The 21456-nt window shown below is 70.7% G+C and carries 17 protein-coding genes and 2 riboswitches; of the genes, 9 read left to right on the top strand and 8 right to left on the bottom strand.

Going from position 1 to position 21456, the window contains the following annotated elements; genetic code table 11:
* Positions 1-12: 12 nt before the first annotated feature.
* Complete coding sequence (locus AB0P08_RS00355; protein ID WP_363587410.1) at positions 13-1488, bottom strand: MDR family MFS transporter; 1476 nt, start codon at positions 1486-1488, stop codon at positions 13-15.
* 167 nt (positions 1489-1655) lie between these two features.
* Here AB0P08_RS00355 and AB0P08_RS00350 point away from each other — a divergent pair, with 167 nt between their 5' ends.
* On the top strand, positions 1656-3731 hold the full coding sequence (locus AB0P08_RS00350; RefSeq protein ID WP_363588581.1) for an ABC transporter ATP-binding protein: 2076 nt from the start codon (positions 1656-1658) through the stop codon (positions 3729-3731).
* Positions 3732-3743: 12 nt separating this feature from the next.
* Here the strand turns inward: AB0P08_RS00350 and AB0P08_RS00345 are convergent, their stop codons facing one another.
* The 7 genes from AB0P08_RS00345 to AB0P08_RS00315 are packed head-to-tail and all read right to left on the bottom strand — an operon-like array spanning position 3744 to position 11085.
* The gene (locus tag AB0P08_RS00345; protein WP_136050923.1) at positions 3744-4517 is read right to left on the bottom strand and encodes an SDR family NAD(P)-dependent oxidoreductase; all 774 of its coding nucleotides are present in this window, start codon (positions 4515-4517) and stop codon (positions 3744-3746) included.
* 22 nt (positions 4518-4539) lie between these two features.
* Positions 4540-5487 carry a glycosyltransferase family 2 protein gene (locus tag AB0P08_RS00340; protein WP_363587407.1) on the bottom strand — a complete coding sequence of 316 codons (948 nt, stop codon included), beginning with the start codon at positions 5485-5487 and terminating at the stop codon, positions 4540-4542.
* Between the two features lie 23 nt (positions 5488-5510).
* Positions 5511-6647 carry a cysteine desulfurase family protein gene (locus AB0P08_RS00335; protein WP_363587405.1) on the bottom strand — a complete coding sequence of 379 codons (1137 nt, stop codon included), beginning with the start codon at positions 6645-6647 and terminating at the stop codon, positions 5511-5513.
* A 4-nt stretch (positions 6648-6651) separates the two neighbouring features.
* On the bottom strand, positions 6652-7503 hold the full coding sequence (gene nadC, locus AB0P08_RS00330; protein WP_259962727.1) for a carboxylating nicotinate-nucleotide diphosphorylase: 852 nt from the start codon (positions 7501-7503) through the stop codon (positions 6652-6654).
* On the bottom strand, positions 7503-9038 hold the full coding sequence (gene nadB / locus AB0P08_RS00325; RefSeq protein WP_363587403.1) for an L-aspartate oxidase: 1536 nt from the start codon (positions 9036-9038) through the stop codon (positions 7503-7505). Before nadB ends, nadC begins: the two co-directional genes overlap by 1 nt.
* Positions 9035-10372 carry a quinolinate synthase NadA gene (gene nadA, locus AB0P08_RS00320; RefSeq protein ID WP_363587401.1) on the bottom strand — a complete coding sequence of 446 codons (1338 nt, stop codon included), beginning with the start codon at positions 10370-10372 and terminating at the stop codon, positions 9035-9037. Before nadA ends, nadB begins: the two co-directional genes overlap by 4 nt.
* Positions 10369-11085 carry an NUDIX hydrolase gene (locus AB0P08_RS00315; RefSeq protein ID WP_259980525.1) on the bottom strand — a complete coding sequence of 239 codons (717 nt, stop codon included), beginning with the start codon at positions 11083-11085 and terminating at the stop codon, positions 10369-10371. Before AB0P08_RS00315 ends, nadA begins: the two co-directional genes overlap by 4 nt.
* Positions 11086-11350: 265 nt before the next feature.
* On the opposite strand from AB0P08_RS00315, the gene AB0P08_RS00310 reads away from it, so the two are divergent.
* The 8 genes from AB0P08_RS00310 to gcvP all read left to right on the top strand — a co-directional run bounded on the left by AB0P08_RS00310 (position 11351) and on the right by gcvP (position 21450).
* On the top strand, positions 11351-13048 hold the full coding sequence (locus tag AB0P08_RS00310; protein WP_060923234.1) for an ABC transporter substrate-binding protein: 1698 nt from the start codon (positions 11351-11353) through the stop codon (positions 13046-13048).
* Between the two features lie 43 nt (positions 13049-13091).
* Positions 13092-14087 carry an ABC transporter permease gene (locus AB0P08_RS00305; RefSeq protein WP_363587399.1) on the top strand — a complete coding sequence of 332 codons (996 nt, stop codon included), beginning with the start codon at positions 13092-13094 and terminating at the stop codon, positions 14085-14087.
* On the top strand, positions 14080-15060 hold the full coding sequence (locus AB0P08_RS00300) for an ABC transporter permease (RefSeq protein WP_259962736.1): 981 nt from the start codon (positions 14080-14082) through the stop codon (positions 15058-15060). Before AB0P08_RS00305 ends, AB0P08_RS00300 begins: the two co-directional genes overlap by 8 nt.
* The gene (locus tag AB0P08_RS00295; protein WP_363587397.1) at positions 15057-15911 is read left to right on the top strand and encodes an ABC transporter ATP-binding protein; all 855 of its coding nucleotides are present in this window, start codon (positions 15057-15059) and stop codon (positions 15909-15911) included. The genes AB0P08_RS00300 and AB0P08_RS00295 overlap by 4 nt, the downstream gene beginning before the upstream one ends.
* A complete protein-coding gene (locus AB0P08_RS00290; RefSeq protein ID WP_187663636.1) occupies positions 15908-16765 on the top strand; it encodes an ABC transporter ATP-binding protein in 858 nt (285 codons plus the stop codon). Before AB0P08_RS00295 ends, AB0P08_RS00290 begins: the two co-directional genes overlap by 4 nt.
* Before the next feature lie 49 nt (positions 16766-16814).
* A riboswitch (glycine riboswitch) is annotated at positions 16815-16909 on the top strand.
* A gap of 1 nt (position 16910) precedes the next feature.
* Positions 16911-17007, top strand: a riboswitch (glycine riboswitch).
* Positions 17008-17058: 51 nt separating this feature from the next.
* The gene (gene gcvT / locus AB0P08_RS00285) at positions 17059-18174 is read left to right on the top strand and encodes a glycine cleavage system aminomethyltransferase GcvT (RefSeq protein ID WP_363587395.1); all 1116 of its coding nucleotides are present in this window, start codon (positions 17059-17061) and stop codon (positions 18172-18174) included.
* Positions 18171-18548, top strand: a complete 378-nt coding sequence (gcvH, locus tag AB0P08_RS00280) for a glycine cleavage system protein GcvH (protein ID WP_060923660.1) — start codon at positions 18171-18173, stop codon at positions 18546-18548. The genes gcvT and gcvH overlap by 4 nt, the downstream gene beginning before the upstream one ends.
* 61 nt (positions 18549-18609) lie before the next feature.
* Positions 18610-21450 carry an aminomethyl-transferring glycine dehydrogenase gene (gcvP, locus tag AB0P08_RS00275; RefSeq protein ID WP_522727293.1) on the top strand — a complete coding sequence of 947 codons (2841 nt, stop codon included), beginning with the start codon at positions 18610-18612 and terminating at the stop codon, positions 21448-21450.
* The last annotated feature ends 6 nt before the right edge of the window (positions 21451-21456 follow it).

Raw genomic sequence — 21456 nt, 5'->3', positions numbered from 1 at the left:
GTGGCTGCGCGGTCAGTGACCGCTGTGCGCCGCGTCGCCGATGTCGTCGGCGGGCTTGCGCACCAGCGGGCTGAGCGCGACCGCCGCGAGCGAGATGATCGCCGCGATGAGGAAGGCCGTCCGCGCTCCGGGGGCACCGGCCACGGCCCGCGACAGGCCCTCGTCCTCGCCGGCGTGCAGGATCGCCGAGTACGTGACCGTGAGCAGGGCGACGCCGGCCGCCCCGCCGACCTGCTGCAGCGTGTTGAGCACCGCCGAGCCGTGCGAGTACAGCGAGCGGTGCAACGACCCGAGCGACGAGGAGAACAGCGGCGTGAACGACATCGCGAGGCCGACCGACATGGCCGCCTGCACGATGATCAGCAGCCACCACACGGTGTGCTCTCCGACCGTCGAATAGAAGAACAGCGCCGCCGAGACGAGGATCGTCCCGGGGATGAGCAGCGGACGGGTGCCCTTCGCGTCGTAGACGCGGCCCATGATCGGACCGAGCAGGCCCATCAGCACCGAACCGGGGAGCAGGATGAGGCCCGACTCCAGCGCGGTCAGTCCGGCCACGTTCTGCAGGTACTGCGGCAGCAGCGTCAGGGTGCCGAACATCGACAGCGCCAGGATCGTCATGATGATGACGGCCAGCGAGAAGTTCGCCGAGCGGAACACGCGCAGGTCGAGCAGGGCGTCGTCGACGCGCTGCAGCACGATCTGACGCCAGACGAACAGTGCGAGCGAGACGGCGCCGACCACCAGAGCGATGACGCCGGTCGTGCCGCCCGATCCACCCTCGCCGCCGAACTGGCTGAGGCCGAAGACGATGCCGCCGAAGCCGAGCGCCGCGAGCGGGATGGACAGCACGTCGAGCGGAGCCTTGCGGGTCTCGCCGAGGTTGGTCATCCACTTCGCGCCCATGGCGAGCGAGATCAGGGCGATGGGCAGCACGATGGCGAACAGCGCGCGCCAGTTGAACGCGTCGAGCACGGCCCCCGCGAGCGTCGGACCGATCGCGGGAGCGAGCGAGATGACGAGACCGACGCGGCCCATCATGCGACCGCGGGACTGCGCGGGCACGACGTTCATGATCGTCGTCATCAGCAGCGGCATCATGATGCCCGTGCCGGCGGCCTGGATCACGCGGCCCACGAGCAGCACTGAGAAGCCGGGCGCGACGAAAGCCACGAGCGTGCCGAGCGAGAACGCCGTCATCGCGGCGATGAAGACCTGCCGCGTCGTGAAGCGCTGCAGGATGAAGCCGGTGGTCGGGATGACCACTGCCATGGTGAGCATGAACGCGCTCGTCAGCCACTGTCCGAGCTCGGGCGGGATGCCGAGGTCGGTGTTCAGATGCGGGATCGCGATGCCCATCGTCGTCTCGTTGAGGATGGCGACGAAGGCGGCGACGAGCAGCAGCCAGATGACCCGCATGTCCTTGCGCGGGATCTCCCCGTGCGATGCGGGGGGCGTCGTGATGGAGCCGGTATCGACGGCAGACATGGGCGGCCTCCAGGGCATCGGAAGAAAAAGAGATGTGCGAGAGTTCGCGAGAGTCATTCAGCGTAACGGGTCGGTGGGACATTTCATTCCGATCCCTGCGATATCCGCCCTGAGCGGAGACGGCGGCCCGCGGTGTCCGCCGTCCTGAGTACGCTGGCGCCATGAGCATGGGCGGGATGGGCGGTGGTCCGCGGGGCGGTTTCCGCGGCGTGGACGAGGACGCCCAGCGTCGGCTCAACGCGGAGGCCCCGAAGATCGACGGGCTCGGCACCCGGGTCGTCGCTCTGTTCAGCGCCTACCGGTGGCGCATCCTCTTCACCGGTGTCCTCGTGGTCCTCGGCGCGGGTATCGCGGTCATCCCGCCGCTCCTCGTGCAGCGCATCTTCGACGACGCCCTGTTCCCCGTCGACGGCGGCGGCCCCCATCTCTCCCTGCTCGGCGTGCTCGTCGGGGCGATGGTCGGCCTCTTCCTCTTCTCGGCGGTCCTCGGCGTCGCGCAGACCTGGCTCACGGCGACGGTCGGCAACAGCGTCACGGGCGATCTCCGGGTGCGGCTGTTCGAGCACCTGCAGGCGATGGAGCTCGGCTTCTTCACCCGGACGAAGACCGGGGTGATCCAGTCGCGGCTCCAGAACGACGTCGGCGGCGTCTCCGGCGTGCTCACGAACACGGTCACCAGCATCCTCGGCAACGCCGTCACGGTGATCGCCTCCCTCGTCGCGATGATCCTCATCGACTGGCGCCTCACCCTCATCGCGGTCGTGCTGATGCCCTTCCTCGTGCTCGTGCAGCGACGCGTGGGGCAGGTGCGGGCGCGCATCGCGGGGGAGACCCAGGAGTCGCTGTCCGAGTTGACCTCCATCACCCAGGAGACCCTGAGCGTCTCGGGCATGCTGCTGTCCAAGGCGTTCAACCGCCAGCGCACCGAGTCCGAGCGCTACCAGCAGGAGAATCGCAACCAGGTGCGCCTGCAGGTGCGCCGGGCCATGAGCGGCCAGGGCTTCTTCGCGGTCGTGCAGGTCATCATGGCGAGCGTGCCGGCCGTCATCTATCTGGTGTCCGGCTACCTCATCGCGGGCGGGACGGGAGCGATCACCGCGGGGACCATCGTGGCCTTCACGACGGTCCAGGCGCGGCTGCTCATGCCGCTCATGGGGCTCATGCGGGTCTCGCTCGATCTGCAGACCTCGTCCGCGCTGTTCGCCCGCATCTTCGAGTACCTCGACCTCGTACCGGAGATCACCGACGCCCCCGACGCGGTCACCGTCGCGCAGGCCTCTGGGCCGCGCGGACGCGTCGAGTTCCAGGACGTCGTGTTCCGCTATCCGGATGCCGCGGCCGACTCGCGCCCCACGCTGCACGGGGTCTCGTTCGTGGCCGAGCCCGGGCAGCACGTCGCCTTCGTCGGCCCGTCCGGCGCCGGCAAGACCACGATCCTCTATCTCGCCCCACGGCTGTACGAGGCCAAGGGTGGCGCGGTGCTGTTCGCGGGGGCGGACGTGCGCACGCTCACGCAGGAGTCGATCATCGACGACGTGGGCATCGTCTCCCAGGAGACCTACCTGTTCCACGCGACGATCCGGGAGAACCTCCGTTACGCGAAGCCCGATGCGACGGACGAGGAGCTGGTCGCCGCCTGCACCGCCGCCAACATCCACCACATCATCGCGGGCTTCGAGAAGGGCTACGACACCGTCGTGGGGGAGCGCGGATACCGGCTCTCCGGCGGAGAGAAGCAGCGGATCGCGATCGCCCGCGTGCTCCTGAAGGACCCGCCGGTGCTCCTGCTCGACGAGGCCACCTCCGCCCTGGACACCGTGTCCGAGCGCGTGGTGCAGGAAGCCCTCGACGAGGCGGCCAAGGGGCGCACGACCCTGTCGATCGCACACCGCCTCTCGACGGTCATGGGGGCGGACGTCATCCATGTGCTCGAGGCCGGTCGCATCGTGGAGTCCGGCACCCACGCGGAGCTCCTCGCGCAGGGCGGCCTCTACGCCGAGCTGGCGGCACAGCAGGTGGCCGCGTCGCGTGTGCTGAACGCCGAGATCGAAGCAGAAGCCGAGGAGGAGGCCGCGATCCGTGGCGGTGTCCAGGAGGGCGTCGATGCGGCGCTCGCCGGGCGCCGTGCGGACCGCGAGCCGGAGGACTCCGCGGCGGCCGACGCGGTCGTGGCGCTCACGACCGGCGTACCGCTGCCGACGGCATCCAGCGCCGACGCCCGACCGCGCCCGACCGACGGCTGACGGCTTCGCGGGTCAGTGGACGGAGAGCCCGCCGTCGACGAACAGCGACTGGCCGGTGACGTACGCCGAGCCGGGACCGGCGAGGAAGACCGCGGCCGCGGCGAAGTCCTCCGGGAGGCCGTTGCGTCCGACCATCGTCCGGGCCGCGAGGGCCGCGATCGTGGCGGGATCCTCCTGCAGGCGGGCGTTCAGGGGAGTGAGGACGAATCCCGGGACGAGGGTGTTGCTCGTCACGCCGGTACCACCCCAGGCCTCGGCCTCCGAGCGCATGAGCGACTCGACCGCGCCCTTGGAGGCGCCGTACACCCCGCTGCCCACGAATGCCCGGTGCGCCTGCTGCGAGCTGATGTGGATGAGCCGCCCGTACCCGCGCGCAGCCATGCCCTGCGCCCAGCGCTGACCGAGGAGGAACGGGGCGAGCGCGTTGACGGTCATCGTCGCGTCCCAGTCCGCCTCGGTGATCTCGGCGTAGGGCGGACGGATGTTGATGCCGGCGGAGTTGACGAGGATGTCCGGCTCGCCGAAGGGGACGGCAGCGGCCTCCGCGACCGCGTGGATGCCGTCGCGGGAGCCCAGATCGCCGACGACGCCCGCGGCCCGGCACCCCTGCGCGTTCAGCTCCTCGACGGTCTCCGCGATGCGCTCCGCGCCGCGGGCGACGATCACCGTGGCCGCGCCGGCGCGGGCGAGCGCTGTCGCGATGCCGCGACCGATGCCCGAGCTGCCGCCGGTCACGACCGCGGTGCGGCCGTCGAGCGCGAAGAGCGAGGAGAGGTAGTCGGTCATGCGAGGGTCCTTCCGGCGGGGCTCACCACGCGAGGGCGTCGGCGAGGGTGGGGTCGGGGCGGGCGTCGGCGAATTCGGGAAGGGCACGCAGTTCGGCCAGGAACGCGGACACCTCCGCCGCGTAGGCGGGATCCGGGTGCGTGTCCGCGATCTCCCGGAGCGGAGCGACGTCCATCGCGAGGATGAGGTCGAGTCGAGCGGTCACGGCGGCGTGCGCGCCCGCCGCCTGCAGGACACGGATGCCGCCGCGGAGCGCAGCGAGGTAGTCGCGGAGCACGGGCGGCTGCGCCTTGCTCTGGGTGATCGAGGTGCCGTCCGCTCGGACGCGCCAGCGCACCACGACGTCAGGCAGCACGTCGAAGGCGCGCGCCCGGGTGTACATCGTCTGCGCGACGACCTGGTCCTCGTAGGCGACCCCCTCGGGGAACCGCAGGTCGGACCACATCTCGGTGCGGCTCACCTTGGACCACGCGACGATGTTCGACACGGCCTGCGGGTGCTCCGCGAGGGTGGTGCCGAGACGGCGAGGAGAGGTCGCCGTGGCCACCCACGGCTGTACGCGGCCGGGCACGTACCCTCGCCCCTGGGGACGCAGCCGCACGTAGGCACCGGCGGCGAAGTCGCTCTCCGTGCGTTCGAGCGTGCCCACGAGCGTCGAGAGGGCGTCCGGCATCAGCTCGTCATCCGCATCGAGGAAGCCCGTGAAGGGCGTGTCGACCCGTGCGAGGCCGACATTGCGCGCGGCGCCGAGCCCGACGGAAGCCTCATGCCGGATCAGGGTGAAGCGGGGATCCGTCGCGGCGGCGTCGGCGAAGATCGCTCCCGTGTCGTCGGTGGAGCCGTCGTCGATGAGGATCGCACGCCACCGCTCGTCCGTCTGCGCACGGAGGGAGTCGAGGGCGGCGGGGGCGAACGCGGCGATGTCGCGTCCGGGCACGATCAGCGTCACGATCGGGGCGGGGGCGGTCACTCCGCCGAGTCTAGGGCCGTCCGTCAGCCGCGGACCGCGTCGACCGCTTCCGCGACGAGTGCGGCGAGACGCTCCGGAGCGTCCGCAGGGAGGGCCGAGCGCCCGAAGGTGAAGCGCACGGCGGTCTGGGCGACCTCCGGGGCGATGCCGCACGCGAGCAGCACGGGGGAGGGCTCGTCGCTGCCCGCGGCGCAGGCGGAGCCGCTGGACGAGATCACCCCGCGGCGCTCCAGCTCCAGCAGCACCGCCTCGCCGCTCACGCCGGCGATCGTGAAGCTCGCCGTCGCGGGGAGCCGCTGCGTGGGATGCCCCGTGAGTGCGGCCACGGGCACGCGGCGCTGCACCTCGGCGATGAAACGCGCCGTCGCGGCCTCCACCCGGGTCGCGGTGTCTTCGCGCTCCCGCTCGGCGAGATCCAGTGCCGTCGCCAGGCCCACCGCTCCCGCGACGTCGACGGTGCCGGACCGCCGCCCACGCTCCTGGCCGCCGCCGTGCAGGAGCGGTTCCAGAGGGAGGCGTCCGCGGACGACGAGCGCCCCGGTGCCCTTGGGAGCGCCGAGCTTGTGCCCGGCGATCGACACCGCGTCGGCATGCAGCTCGTGCAGCGCCAGCCAGCCGGCCGACTGCACGGCGTCGACGTGGAGGGGCACGCGGCGGGCGTGGACGACCTCGCGGAGCGCCGCGATGTCCTGGACGGTGCCGATCTCGTTGTTCGCGTGTCCGAGGGACACGACGGCCGTGTCGTCGGTGAGCGCCGTGTCGAGGGCGTCCGGCGTGATCCGTCCGGTGCCGTCGACGGCGGGCATCGCGACCGTCACCCCGTGGAACCGCGCGAGGTACGCCGCCGACTCCCGGATCGACTCGTGCTCGATGGGGGACACGACGACGCGCCGCCGGCCGGAGGCGAGCGCTCCCAGGGCGAGTCCCTTCACGGCGAGGTTGTTCGCCTCCGTGCCGCCGCCGGTGAAGACGACATCCCCGGCCCGCGTCCCGAACACGCGGGCCACCCGGGCGCGGGCGTCCTCCAGCGCGCGCGCCGCGGTCTCGCCCGCGGTGTGGTGACTGGCGGGGTTGCCGAACACCTCGGTGAGGAAGGGCTCCATGGCCGCCCGCACCTCGGGGCGTACCGGAGACGTCGCGGCGTGGTCGAGGTACAGCACGGACTCAGTCGATCCGGAGGTCGAGTCCGAGGTCCAGCGCCCGCGCGGAGTGCGTGAGGGCTCCGACCGAGATCACATCCACCCCGGTCTCGGCGATGGCGCGGACGGTGGTCAGCTCGACGCCGCCCGAGGCCTCCACGGTGGCGCGCTCGCCGATGAGCGCCACGCCGGCGCGCAGATCGTCGAGGGAGAAATTGTCCAGGAGCACGGTATGGGCGCCGCCGTCGAGCACTGCAGGGATCTGGTCGAGACGGTCGACCTCGACGACGACGTGGGCGGTGTGCGGCAGCCGCGAGAGTGCCTCGCGGAGAGCCGTCGCGAGATCGAGCCCGGACCTCTGGAGCACTGCGAGGTGGTTGTCCTTCGCCATGACCGCGTCGGAGAGCGAGTACCGATGGTTCCGCCCGCCGCCGGACACGACCGCGTGCCGCTCGAACGCCCGCAGACCGGGCGTGGTCTTGCGGGTGTCGGCGATGCGCGCCCGCGTTCCCTCGACTTCGCGGACGTAGGCGGCGGTGAGCGTCGCGATGCCCGACATCCGCTGCGCGAAGTTCAACGCGACGCGTTCGGCGGTGAGCACAGCGCGGGCCGGCCCTGTCACGGTGGCCAGCACGTCGGAAGCCGTGAAGGCATCGCCGTCGCCCACGTGCAGGTCGACCGTGACGTCCGGGTCGGTGAGGAGGAACGCGGCGGCGAACACCTCGCCGCCGCTGAAGACCCCGTCCTCGCGGGCGACGAGGTCCGCCGTGGCCGTCGTCTCCGCGGGGAGCAGGGTGGTGCTGGTGAGGTCGCCCCAGGGGGCGTCCTCCTCGAGCGCGGCTCCGACGACGCGGTGCAGGGTGGCGTGGGTGAGCATCAGGCGGTCTCCAGGATCGACGGGTGTGCCATGGTCGGTGCGCCGGGGGCGGGATCATCGCGGTGATGGGCGCCGACCGAGGCCGGGCGTGCCAGGGCGGCACGGAGGGTGGCGTCGGCGACCAGCAGCAGATTCCGGTCCTCGTACGTGCGGACGTCGACCGCAGGAGGCAACCCGACGGCCCACCCGCGCACGATGCGGAGAGCGCGCTGCAGGCCGGATCCGTTCCGCCGCAGGCCGACCTCGTCCCACAGCAGCCGCTGCAGAGCCGCGCGGTCGAACGGGGGGAGGGGCTCCGGTGCGACATCCGCGTCCGCCGCCGTTGTCCCGTCCGTCGGTGACGGACACGGGGTGATGTCGACGGCAGCGGTGGGCCATGGCTCATCCAGCGCGGCGGCGGCTCTGGCTCCGAACACGGCTCCTTCGAGAAGCGAGTTGGAGGCGAGCCGGTTGGCTCCGTGCACTCCTGTCCGGGCGATCTCGCCGGCGGCGTACAGCCCCGGGATCGTGGTCCGTCCGTGCCGGTCGGTGACGACGCCGCCCATGAGGTAGTGCGCGGCGGGGGTCACCGGCAGCGGCTCCCGGGACCAGTCGAAACCGCGGTCGCGCGTCACGCGGTCGATGGTCGGGAAGCGGCGGGCGAGTGCGTCGGCCCCCAGCCCGGTGGCATCGAGGTGCACGGGCGTCCCCTGCCGGGCTGCCTGACCGGCGATGGCCCGGGCGACGACGTCGCGCGGGGCGAGCTCCCCGTCGGGGTGGCTGTCGAACACGAACCGTCGTCCGTCGCTGTCGCGGAGCACGGCCCCCTCACCGCGGACGGCTTCGGACAGGAGGAAGACCGGGACGCCGGGGAGGGTGGTCGGGTGGAACTGCACGAACTCCAGGTCGGCGATGGCGGCGCCGACGCGCAGAGCCGCCGCGATGCCGTCGCCGGTCGTCTCGATCGGATTGGTCGTGTGCGCGTAGAGCTGCCCTGCCCCGCCCGTGGCGAGGATCACGGCGTCGGCCCGGATCTCGACCGCGCCGCCGTCGCGGAGGACCGTGATCCCGCGGATCCGTCCCGCCTCGACGATCAGATCGAGGAGCATCGTCCGCTCGCGGACGGACATCGGCGTGCGCTGAACGGCCGCGCACAGCGCCGCAGAGATCGCGGCCCCGGTCGCGTCGCCCCCGGCGTGGAGGATGCGGGCATGGGTGTGCGCCGCCTCCCGCCCGCGGGCGAGTGCACCGCCCGGCGCCCGATCGAAGGCGACGCCGCGGGCCCGGAGCTCGGCGATCCGGGCGGCGCCGTCTGCCACGAGGGCGTCGACGGCGGCCGGATCGCACAGACCCGCTCCGGCGCTGATCGTGTCGGCGGCATGCGCCGCCGGTCCGTCGCCCGGCCCGTAGCCGCCGGCCACGCCGCCCTGCGCGAGCGGCGTGCATCCGCCCCCGAGCGCGCTCTTCGTCACGAGCGTCACGGCATGCCCGAGCTCGTGCGCGTGCAGCGCGGCGGTGAGTCCGGCGATCCCGGAGCCGACGACGACGACGTTCATCGTGCCCCGGCGGCCACCGGCGGCTTGGCGGCGAGCATCCGCTCGAGCGCGAGGCGAGCCGGGGCGGCGACGTCAGGGGAGACCGTGATGCGGTTCGGGGTGCGGCCGGCGACCAGCTCCTCCAGGACCCACGCGAGGTAGCCGGGGTGGATGCGGTACATGGTCGAGCACGGGCAGACGACCGGGTCGAGGCAGAAGATCCGGTGCTGCGGGTACTGCGCGGCCAGGCGGCGCACGAGGTTGATCTCGGTCCCGACCGCGAACGTCGTCGGCTCCGTGGCCTCGGCGATGGCGCGGCGGATGTACTCCGTGGAGCCGGCCGCGTCGGCCGCGTCGACGACCTCCATCGGGCACTCCGGATGCACGATCACGCGGACCCCCGGGTGCTCCGCGCGGGCCTGGTCGATCTGCGCCACGGTGAACCGCCGGTGCACGGAGCAGAAGCCGTGCCAGAGGATCACCTCCGCGTCGACGAGCTCCTCCGGGGTGGAGCCGCCGAGCGCTCGCCGCGGGTTCCACATCGGCATCCGGTCGAGCGGCACCCCCATGGCCTTCGCGGTGTTCCGACCCAGATGCTGGTCGGGGAAGAAGAGCACGCGACGGCCGCGGGCGAAGGCCCACTCCAGCACGGTGGCGGCGTTCGATGAGGTGCACACGATGCCGCCGTGCCGACCGACGAAGCCCTTGATCGCCGCGGAGGAGTTCATGTAGGTGACGGGGATCACCGGCACGCGGCCGTCGGCGTCGGGGGTGTCGAGGTCGCCCAGCACGTCGGCGAGCTGCTCCCAGCACTCCTCCACCTGGTCGATGTCGGCCATATCCGCCATCGAGCACCCCGCGGCGAGGTTCGGCAGGATCACCGCCTGGTCGGGCTGGGAGAGGAGGTCGGCGGTCTCGGCCATGAAGTGCACACCGCAGAAGACGATCGCCTCCGCATCCGGCCGCATCGTGGCGGCGGTGGCGAGCTGGAACGAGTCGCCCACCTCGTCCGCATGAGCCACCACCTCCTCGCGCTGGTAGAAGTGCCCGAGGATCACCACCCTGTCTCCGAGCGTGGCCTTCGCCGCCTCGATGCGTCGGTGGAGCTCCGCCTCGCCGGCCTCGCGGTAGGCCCCGGGGAGCTCTCCCTGCCGGGGAGCCCCGGTGGGGATGACGTCGCCCATGGAGGATCCGGGGCCGTACCCGGGGCGCGTGTCGAAGTCCCACGGTCCGACGGCGAGGTCGGTCGTGCAGGTGGCATCGGTGGAGACCCCGCCGACGATGGCCTGGATCGCGTGGTCGACGGACGGGTCCGCAGGGGGGACCGCGGGCGTCGGGACGAAGGTGATGCTCATCGGGTTCTCGTTTCCTCGGGGCGGAGCGGACCGCGGTCGGCCAGCTCGAGATCGGTGTCGTCGCGGTACAGGCGGGCCGGGCGATGACTGCCCGTCCGGAAGCGGTCGGTGCGGGTCAGGTTGCCGGCGGACTCGACCTGCCGCCGGAAGTTCGCGGGGTCGAGCGCGCGCCCCAGGATCGACTCGTAGGCTTCCCGGAGCTCGGCGAGCGTGAACTCGGCGGGCAGGAAGCCCTGGGCCACACGGCTGTATCCGACCTTGTTCCGCAGGCGCCAGAGCGCGTACTCGATGATCTCGTGATGATCGAAGGCGAGCGCCGGCAGGTCGTCGGCAGCGAACCATTCCACGTTCTCCGGCGCGCGGCCCGAGGCTCGGTGCGCGGTGATCTGGGCCTCGACGTCGTCCTGGCGGAGCAGGGCCCAGTACACGATCGAGACGACCCGCGTGGGGGAGCGGTCGACGGCGCCGAAGGCGTAGAGCTGCTCCAGGTAGGTGGGGGCGAGGCCGGTCGTCTCGGCGAGCGTGCGGGCCGCGGCATCGACCGGCGACTCCTCGGGGGTGAGCCACCCGCCGGGGAGCGCCCACCGCTCCGCGAACGGCTCGCGGGTGCGGCGGACGAGGGGGAGCGCGAGCACGGGCGGACCATCGTCACCGCGGCGCAGCGTGAGGATCACTGTCGAGACGGCGACGCGAATGTCCGCACTTCGAGTCATAGGCACCTTAACCTCCGGATTCGATCTTAGTGTTATTGGGACCTTTAGTGCGCGCAGATGACGAACGAACGCGTCGAGTCCGAAACGTTATCTCCTCCCCGCGGGAAGGCTTGTCCCCCCGGGGTGGGTTTGTTAGGTTACTGTCCTAACAAACCCCTTCGAGAGTGGCCACCGGCCGCCTCCCGGGGTTCCCGTGAACCCCGGCCGGGGTTCGGCTCCAACCGGAGAATCCCTCCTGCAGTGCAGCACCGAGAGGAAATGAAGAATGATCCGTAACGGAAAGCGCAAGATCGCGCTCACGGCGGTCGCGGGGGCCTCGGTCCTCGTCCTGGGCCTGACGGCCTGCGGCGGCGGCGGTAGCGATGACGGAGGCGGCGACGCGTCCAGCGACCGCGCCCTCCGCGTCTGGGCCGGCAGCACGACGCCGATCACCACGAACTACAACCCCTTCGCCCCGAACGTGCTCCATGGCGCACTCGGCCCGATCTACGAGCCCCTGTTCTTCTACAACAAGACCAAGGACGAGGAGCCCATCGGCCTCATCGGCGAGTCCTTCGAGTACAACGAGGACGGCACGCAGATCACGGTGAAGATCAAGCCCGACCTGAAGTGGAGCGACGGCGAGCCGCTCACGGCCGCGGACGTGGCCTTCACCTTCCTGTACGAGGCGAACAACCCCGAGGGCAATCAGCTGGTCTCCGCGGAGGCCACCGACGACACCACGGTCGTGCTCACCTACGGCATCGCGCAGTACACCACGGAGTTCCAGCGGATGGGCTCGAGCTACATCCTCCCCGAGCACATCTGGAAGGACGTCGACGACTTCGCGAACTTCACGAACGAGGAGCCGGTCGGGTCGGGCCCGTACGTCGTGGACAAGACCACGAGCGAGTCCTACACGCTGGTCGCCAACGAGAACTACCGCGGTGCCGACGAGCTGGCCATCAAGAAAGTCCAGTACATCGCGGTCGACAACAATCAGACCGCGCAGGATCTCGTGACGGCGGGCGAGCTCGACTGGACCGGCATGTTCATCCCGAACCCGGATGACGCGACCGCCAACGGCAAGATCGAGTGGATCAACACGCCGCAGGACCCGACGGTGCTCTACACGTGCTCGAACGCCGAGCTCGGCTGCACGGGGCCGCAGACGGACGTGGCCGTCCGGCAGGCGCTGAACGTCGCCGTCGACCGGGCCACCATCAAGGACAAGGCGTTCGTCGGTCTCACCGCCGACGTCTCGCCCGCCTACACGCTGCTCCCGCGCGATGAGAAGTGGCTCACGGACGACGCGTACGAGGTCAGCCCGCAGGAGGCCAATGTCGAGGAGGCCGCGTCCATCCTCGAGGCCGCCGGCTACACCAAGGGCTCGTCGGGCATCTACGAGAAGGACGGCGCGCCCGTCGAGCTCAGCCTGATCTCGGTCGACGGCTGGACGGACTACAACGACGCCGCGAAGCTCATCGCCGAGCAGGCCGAGGCCGCGGGCATCAAGATCACCGCGTCGACCGTGCAGTGGCAGGAGTTCGTCGACGCCCGCCAGTCCGGCGAGTTCCAGCTGATCGTCGGCGGCGTGGTCGGCACGACCATCGCCGACCCGTTCCAGATCTACCGCGACTGGTTCGGCGGCACCGAGGTGCAGTCCACCAGCCCGGTCGGCACCGAGATCCCCCCGGGGCGCTGGAACTTCAGCCGCTACAACAACCCCACCGTCGATGCGGCCATCCAGCAGGCCATCAGCACCGAGGACGAGGCCGAGCGCAAGGAGCTCTACGCCACCATCCAGGACGCGATCGTCAACGACGTGCCCTACATCCCGCTCGTGATCAACGCCACGCAGACCTTCTACAACACGAAGGACTACACCGGCTGGCCGACCGAGGAGAACCTCTACGCGTTCCCGCCGTCCTGGGGCGCCATCGCTGCCGGATACGTGCTGACGCAGATCAAGCCCGCCGGCTGAGTGACGAGAGGAGCAGGGGAAGCAGGAAGTCAGGACGAGTGACATGAAGTTCTATGCACGAAGGATCGGGTTCTACGCGTTCACGCTGTGGGCTGCGATCTCCATCAACTTCCTGCTTCCCCGGCTCATGCCGGGGGATCCCGCCGACATCATGATCGCCAAGATGCAGCGGGCCGGCGGAGAGGTCTCCGAGACCACCATCCGCAACATCAAGCTCCTGCTCGGCGGCGACGATGCGTCCCTCTGGGAGCAGTACCTCGCCTACTGGGGACGCATGCTCCGCGGCGATCTCGGGGTGTCGGTGACCAAGTTCCCCACCCCGGTGGCCGAGCTGATCGCCGGCGCCCTGCCCTGGACGCTGGTGCTCGTCGGCACCGCGACGGTCATCTCCTTCCTGCTCGGCGTCGTGCTCGGCGCCTGGGCCGGGTGGAAGCGCGGTACCTGGGTCGACCACCTGATCCCGGCAACCACCGTGCTGCAGTCCATCCCGTACTTCTGGCTCGCGCTCGTCCTGATCGCCGTCTTCGCGGTCGGGCTCGGCTGGTTCCCGATGTTCGGCGGCTACGACGTCTTCGACTTCCCGGAGGGCCCGGAACCGACGTGGGCGTTCTTCACCGACGCCGTCACCCACTCGCTCCTTCCCGCGATCACGATCGTGATCAGCTCGGTGGGCGGCTGGATGTTCGGCATGCGCAACATGATGGTCTCCACGCTCGCCGAGGACTACGTCCTCACCGCTGAGGCGAAGGGACTGCGGCCGCGGCGCATCATGACGACGTACGCCGCGCGGAACGCCGCCATCCCGTCGATCGCAGGCTTCTCGATCACCCTCGGCTTCGTCGTCGCCGGCTCCATCGTCATGGAGCAGGTGTTCACCTACCCGGGTGTCGGCAAGCTCATGTTCCAGGCCGTCACCAACAACGACTACGCGCTGATGCAGGGGCTGTTCCTCGTGATCACCCTCACGGTGCTCGTCGCCAACTTCTTCATGGACCTCGTCTATGGCTTCATCGACCCGAGGGCTCGCCAGAATGTCTGACACGAAGAACCCGCTCCTCGTGGAGGAGTCGCCCACCGTCGCCCCCGAGGGCACCGTCGCTCTGGCCACCCAGCGTCAGGAACGCAGACGCCGCCGCATCCTGCCCAGCACCTCGCCGAAGTTCATCGTCGGTGCCGTGCTCGTGCTCGCCATCGTGCTCTTCGCGATCATCGCGCCGTTCTTCACGCAGAACCCGCGCAGCACCGACAACCCCGCCCTCGCCGCGCCGTCGGCGGAGCACTGGCTGGGCACGACCAAGCTCGGCAACGACGTGCTCGCGCAGCTCGCGATCGGAGCGCAGGGGTCGCTGCTCATCGGCGTCACGGCCGGCGGCATCGCCATCGTGCTCTCGCTCCTCTTCGGTGTCCTGGCCGGGTACCTCGGCGGTTGGCGGGAGGACGTCCTCGCGCTGCTGACCAACGTCATGATCGTGATCCCCGGACTGCCGCTGGTCATGGTGATCGCGTCGTTCGTGCCGCAGCGCAGCTGGCAGCTCGTCGCCTTCGTCCTCGGCATCACCTCCTGGGCCGGAGCGGCGTACGTGCTGCGGCTGCAGACCCGCTCGCTCCGCACCCGCGACTACGTGTACGCGTCGAAGGTGGCAGGGGAAAAGTCCCTCCGGGTGATCCTCGTCGAGATCATGCCGAACCTGCTCCCGCTGCTGACCGCGCAGTTCCTGTTCGCGATCATCTTCGCCATCCTCGGCGAGGCGGGGCTCTCCTACCTCGGCCTCGGCCCGAACTCCTCGATCACCTGGGGCTCGATCCTCAACGACGCCCAGTCCGGTCAGGCTCTCGGCCGGGGGGCGTGGTGGTGGTTCGTGCCGCCGGGCATCATGATCGCGATCCTCGGCGCAGGACTGGCGCTGATCAACTTCGCCATCGACGAGGTCATCAACCCGAAGCTGCGCAACGCGCCCGATGCGGCCCGTCGTCTGCGCAAGGCCGCGAAGGAGAAGGGGGTCACCGCATGAGCGACGCCGTGCTCACCGCCAGGAACGTCTCGATCGAGTACGAGGTCGATCCGCCCGTCAAGGCGGTCCGGGATGTCTCGCTGACCCTCCACCGGGGCGAGATCCTCGGTCTCGCGGGGGAGTCGGGCTGCGGGAAGACCACCCTCGCGTACGGGATGAACCGGCTGCTCAAGGCGCCGGCTCTGATGACCGCCGGCGAGATCGTGTTCCACGACCGCGACGGCCATGACATCGACGTCGTCGGACTCGACGGCGACGGGCTGCGCGCATTCCGTTGGGACAAGATCTCGATGGTCTTCCAGGGGGCGATGAACTCCCTCAACCCCGTCATCTCGGTCCGCGCGCAGATCTTCGACATCTTCGACACCCACCGCCCCGGAATGTCGAAGAAGGCCAAGCAGGAGCGCGCCGAGGAGCTGCTCACGCTCGTCGGCGTCGACCCCGGGCGGCTGACGAGCTTCCCGCACGAGCTCTCCGGCGGCATGCGCCAGCGCATGATGATCGCGATGGCGCTGGCACTCGACCCGCAGGTCATGATCATGGACGAGCCCACCACGGCGCTCGACGTGGTCGTGCAGCGCGGCATCATCCGGGAGATCATGCGTCTGCGGGAGAAGCTCGGGTTCGCCGTGATCTTCATCACCCACGACCTGCCCATGCTCATCGAGATCAGCGACCGCATCGCCGTCATGCTGCAGGGACGGATCGTCGAGCAGGGCACGGCCGAGGAGATCTACCGCAACCCGCAGCACGAGTACACCCAGCGGCTGCTGTCGAGCTTCCCGTCCCTCACGGGCGAGCGGGGCGACTTCGTCCGCAGCGGCGGCGTGAACCAGGAGGTCATCCGATGAGCGTGGACGGGACGAGGCGTGCGGGCACCCTCGAGGCGAGGAACCTCGTCAAGGACTTCCACCTGCGGTCGGGGTTCCGCACGAGTGTGCTGCACGCGGTGAAGGACGTGTCGTTCACCCTGGAGGCGGGGCGGACCACGGCCCTCGTCGGCGAGTCCGGGTCGGGGAAATCCACCATCGCCCGGATGCTGATGAAGCTGGAGACGCCGACCTCGGGGAGCATCCTCCTGGACGGCGAGGAATCCGGCACGCGGGGCTCGGCCCTGGAGCGCTACCGGTCGGACGTGCAGATGGTCTTCCAGGACCCGTTCGCCTCGCTGAATCCCTTCCACACGATCGTGCACCACCTGGAGCGTCCGATCCGGCTGCACCACCCGAAGCTCGACAGCCGCGAGGTGCGGGCGCGGGCGATCGAGCTGCTGGAGCGCGTGCGGCTCACTCCGGGGGAGAGCTTCGCCGAACGGCGCCCGCACGAGCTCTCCGGTGGGCAGCGGCAACGCGTGGCGATCGCGCGGGCCCTCGCCCCCGGTGCCCGGTTCATCGTGGCGGACGAGCCGGTGTCGATGCTCGACGTGTCGATCCGGCTCGGCGTGCTCAACCTGCTCGCCGAGCTGCAGCGCGAGGAGAACCTCGGCGTCCTCTACATCACACACGATCTGGCGACCGCGCGGCACTTCTCCGACGACATCATGGTGCTCTTCCAAGGCGATGTCGTGGAGCGGGGAACAGCCGACGAGGTGATCCTGAACCCGCAGCACGAGTACACCAAGACGCTTCTGGCGGCGGCACCCGAACCGGAGAACCTCGGCAGGCTCCGTGACGAGGTCAGGGCGGAGCTCGCCCTGGGCTCCTGAGCGGGCGGGGGAGACCGCTAGACTGAACCCACAATCGAAGACAGGCCGAACGACCGACGCGGGAGAGCCCCGGCGCATGCAGCCGGGCACCGAAGGAGCAAGCCTCCCCGCCAATCTCTCAGGTACGCGTACCGCGGAGGTCCGGCCGCTCTGAAAAGCGATCCCGAGCACCCGGGGATCCGCCGACGGTGAAAGCCCTGCGCTCGCGCGGGCGAAGCTCTCAGGCCCATGACAGAGGGGGAGTTCCCAGGGACGACGTCGTCGTCCCGCCCGACCCAGCCCGGGAGAACTCCATGTCCGACCCCCGCTACACCCCGTTGCGCGAGCGCCATGAGGCGCTCGGCGCCTCCTTCACCGATTTCGGCGGCTGGCAGATGCCGGTGCGCTACACGTCCGACCTCGCCGAGCACCACGCGGTGCGGCAGGCAGCGGGCGTCTTCGACATCTCGCACATGGCCGAGTTCACGGTCCGCGGCACCGGCGCGGCGGCCTTCCTCGACTACGCCCTCGCCGGGCGGCTGTCGGCGCTCGCGGTCGGCAAGGCGAAGTACTCCCTGCTGCTGACGGCGGAGGGCGGCATCGTCGACGACGTGATCGTGTACCGGCTGGCCGACGACGACTTCCTCATCATCTCGAACGCCGGCAACCGCGACGCCGTGCGTCGGGCTCTCACCGAGCGGATCGCGGACGCGGACGCGGGCGCCGTGGAGGTCGACGACGTCTCGGACGACTACGCGCTGATCGCCGTGCAGGGCCCTCGGGCCGAGGAGATCCTCGCGGCGACGGAGGGCATCGCCGAGGTCAGCGTCCCGTGGGCGGAGCAGAAGTACTACGCGTGGGCGACCGCGAGGTTCGCCGGAGAGCCGCTGCTCCTCGCCCGCACCGGATACACCGGAGAGGACGGCTTCGAGCTCCTCGTCCCGGCCGCCCACGCGACCGCGCTGTGGGACGCGGTGCTCGACGCCGGTACTCCGCACGGTCTGGTTCCCGCCGGCCTCGCCGCCCGCGACACGCTCCGGCTGGAGGCCGGCATGCCGCTGTACGGCCATGAGCTCAGCCTCGCCACCGCACCCGCCCAGGCCGGCCTCGGCCGCGTCGTGGTCGCCGCGAAGGACAGTTTCGTCGGCAAGGACGCGCCGGCGCCCGCCGACGACGCCCGGATCCTCGTCGGCCTGACGGCGGAGGGGCGACGCGCCGGCCGTGCCGGCTACGCGGTCGTCGACGCCGACGGCACCCCGATCGGAGAGATCACCAGCGGCGCCCTGAGCCCGACGCTCGGCCACCCCATCGCGATGGCCTTCGTCGACCCTTCTTCCGCAGAGGAGGGAACCGCAGTATTCCTTGATGTGCGGGGGACCCGCATCCCCGCGACCGTGACCGCCCTGCCTTTCTACCGGAGGACAAAATGACCGACCTCAGCGCACTCCGCTACACCGACGAGCACGAGTGGATCGCCGGTGATGGTGACACCGTCACCATCGGCATCACCGACTACGCCGCCGAGAAGCTGGGGGACGTCGTCTTCGTCGAACTCCCCGCCGTCGGCACCGAGCTGACCGCCGGCTCCGTCGTCGGCGAGATCGAGTCGACCAAGTCGGTCGGGGAGCTCTACGCCCCGGTCGCCGGCACGGTCGTCGAGATCAACGACGCCGTCGTCGACGACCCCTCGCTCGTCAACGCCGAGCCGTTCGAGGGCGGCTGGCTGCTCAAGGTGTCCGTCGCCGCCGGCGCGCTGGACGGACTGCTGGACCGCGACGCCTACGTCGCACTCACGGAGGGCTGATCCGGAAGTGGTTGCATTCGCCGATCGTCACATCGGACCGACCGAGGCCGCCCAGCGCACGATGCTCGACGCGCTCGGTCTCGGCTCCGTCGACAGCGGGACGCTGAGCCCGGTCGAGGAGCTCATGCGTCAGGCCGTCCCCGCCTCGATCTACACGGGACCGGAGGACGCGGTCGCCGACTCCCGCATTCCGGTCGCCGCGTCGGAGACCGAGGCGCTGGCCGAGCTGCGTGCCCTCGCCGGGCGCAACACCGTGAACCGCTCGATGATCGGCCTCGGCTACTACGGCACCGTCACGCCGCAGGTCATCCAGCGCAACGTCCTCGAGAACCCGTCCTGGTACACGGCCTACACGCCGTACCAGCCCGAGATCTCGCAGGGGCGCCTGGAAGCGCTGATCAACTTCCAGACGATGGTGGCCGAGCTCACCGGCCTCACCACCGCGAACGCGTCGATGCTCGACGAGTCCACCGCGGTCGTGGAGGCGATGCTGCTCGCGCGCCGGGCATCGAAGACCGCGTCGAACGTGTTCGTAGTGGACGCGGATGCGCTGCCCCAGACGAAGGCCATGCTCGCGTCCCGCGCCGAGGCGCTCGGCATCGAGCTCGTCGCGGTCGACTTCGCGGCGGGGGAGGAGCTCCCCGCCGAGCTCTTCGGCGTCTTCGTGCAGTATCCGGGGGCTTCGGGCCGCGTGTGGGATCCGTCCGCGGTGTTCGACGCCGCGCACGTCGCCGGCGCGCTCGCCGTCGCGGCCGCCGACCTGCTCGCGCTGACGCTCCTCACCGCGCCCGGCACCCTCGGGGCCGACGTGGCCGTGGGCACGACGCAGCGCTTCGGTGTGCCGATGGGCTTCGGCGGCCCGCACGCCGGCTACATGGCCGTGCGCGCAGGCCTGGAGCGGCAGCTGCCCGGACGCCTCGTCGGCGTCTCCGTCGACGCCGAAGGCAAGCCGGCCTACCGCCTCTCGCTGCAGACCCGCGAGCAGCACATCCGCCGCGAGAAGGCGACGTCGAACATCTGCACCGCTCAGGTGCTCCTCGCCGTGATGGCGTCGATGTACGCGGTCTACCACGGCCCGGACGGGCTTCGACAGATCGCCCGCGATGTGACCGCCAAGGCGACCCTGCTGCGCGAGTGGCTCGTCGAGGCCGGCGCCGAGGTCGTCCACGAGCACTTCTTCGACACACTGACCGTGCGCGTCCCCGGCCGGGCGGCGGAGCACGCGGACCAGGCACGGGGCGGCTACGGCATCCTCCTGCGGGTCGCCGACGTCGACACGATCGGCATCGCGGTCGACGAGACGACCACGGTGGCCGAGCTGCACCAGGTCGCGCAGGTCTTCGGAGGGAAGCAGGAGCGCGCCTTCGGCTTCGGCCTCGGCGACGCGGACGCGCTGCCGGACGCCCTCCGCCGCGAGGACGACTACCTCACGCACCCGGTGTTCCACAGCCACCGCAGCGAGACCGCCATGATGCGGTACCTGAAGAGCCTGTCCGACCGGGACTACGCGCTCGACCGCGGCATGATCCCGCTCGGCTCGTGCACCATGAAGCTCAACGCCGCCACGGAGATGGCCGCCATCACGTGGCCGGAGTTCGCGGGCATCCACCCGTTCGCCCCGGAGGCCGACGTGCGCGGCTACCTGGAGCTCATCGACCAGCTCGAGGGCTGGCTCGCCGAGATCACCGGGTACGACGCGGTGTCGCTGCAGCCGAACGCCGGATCCCAGGGGGAGCTCGCCGGCCTCCTCGCGATCCGCGGCTACCACCGCGCGAACGGCGACGACCACCGCATCGTGTGCCTCATCCCGTCCTCCGCCCACGGCACGAACGCGGCCTCCGCCGTGCTCGCGGGCATGAAGGTCGTCGTGGTGGCGAGCGATGCGCTCGGCAACGTCGACCTGGACGACCTGCGCGCGAAGATCGCCCAGCACGCCGACGACCTGGCGGCGCTGATGATCACGTACCCGTCCACGCACGGCGTGTACGAGGAGCAGGTCGTCGAGATCACCGGGGCGGTGCACGCGGCCGGCGGTCAGGTGTACGTCGACGGCGCGAACCTCAACGCGCTCCTCGGCTACGCCCGGTTCGGCGACCTGGGCGGCGACGTCTCGCACCTCAACCTGCACAAGACGTTCGCCATCCCGCACGGCGGCGGCGGCCCGGGCATCGGTCCGGTCGCGGCGAAGGCGCACCTCGCGCCGCACCTGCCGTCGCACCCGCTCGCGCAGCGCGCCGAGCACTTCGGCGGCCACACGTTCGAGGGTGCGGTGATCTCCGCGGCACCGTACGGCTCCGCGGGCATCCTCCCGATCTCGTGGGCGTACGTGCGCATGATGGGGGCCGAGGGCCTCCGGCGCGCGACCGCCGCGGCGGTCCTCTCGGCGAACTACATCGCCGAGCGCCTCGGCGGCCACTTCCCGGTGCTCTACACGGGGGAGAACGGTCGGGTCGCGCACGAGTGCATCCTCGACCTGCGTCCGCTCAGGGAGGCCACCGGCATCTCCGTCGACGACGTCGCCAAGCGCCTGATCGACTACGGGTTCCACGCCCCGACCATGTCGTTCCCGGTCGCCGGCACCCTCATGGTGGAGCCCACCGAGTCGGAGGACCTCGACGAGATCGAGCGGTTCATCGAGGCGATGATCATGATCAAGGCCGAGGCGGACGCCGTCGCCGCGGGGCGCTGGCCCGCAGACGACAATCCGCTCGTGCACGCCCCGCACACCGCGGTCTCGCTCATCGCGGGGGAGTGGGCGCACGCCTACACCCGCGAGGAGGCCGCCTATCCGGTGCGCTCGCTGGTGGCGGCGAAGTACTGGCCGCCGGTCCGCCGGATCGACCAGGCGTACGGCGACCGCAACCTCGTCTGCGCCTGCCCGCCGATCGAGGCCTTCGCCTGACACGGA

The sequence above is a fragment of the Microbacterium meiriae genome, assembly GCF_040686935.1.
GTDB classification, from domain to species: Bacteria; Actinomycetota; Actinomycetes; order Actinomycetales; family Microbacteriaceae; genus Microbacterium; species Microbacterium meiriae.
This window is presented reverse-complemented; position numbering and strand designations above follow the sequence as displayed.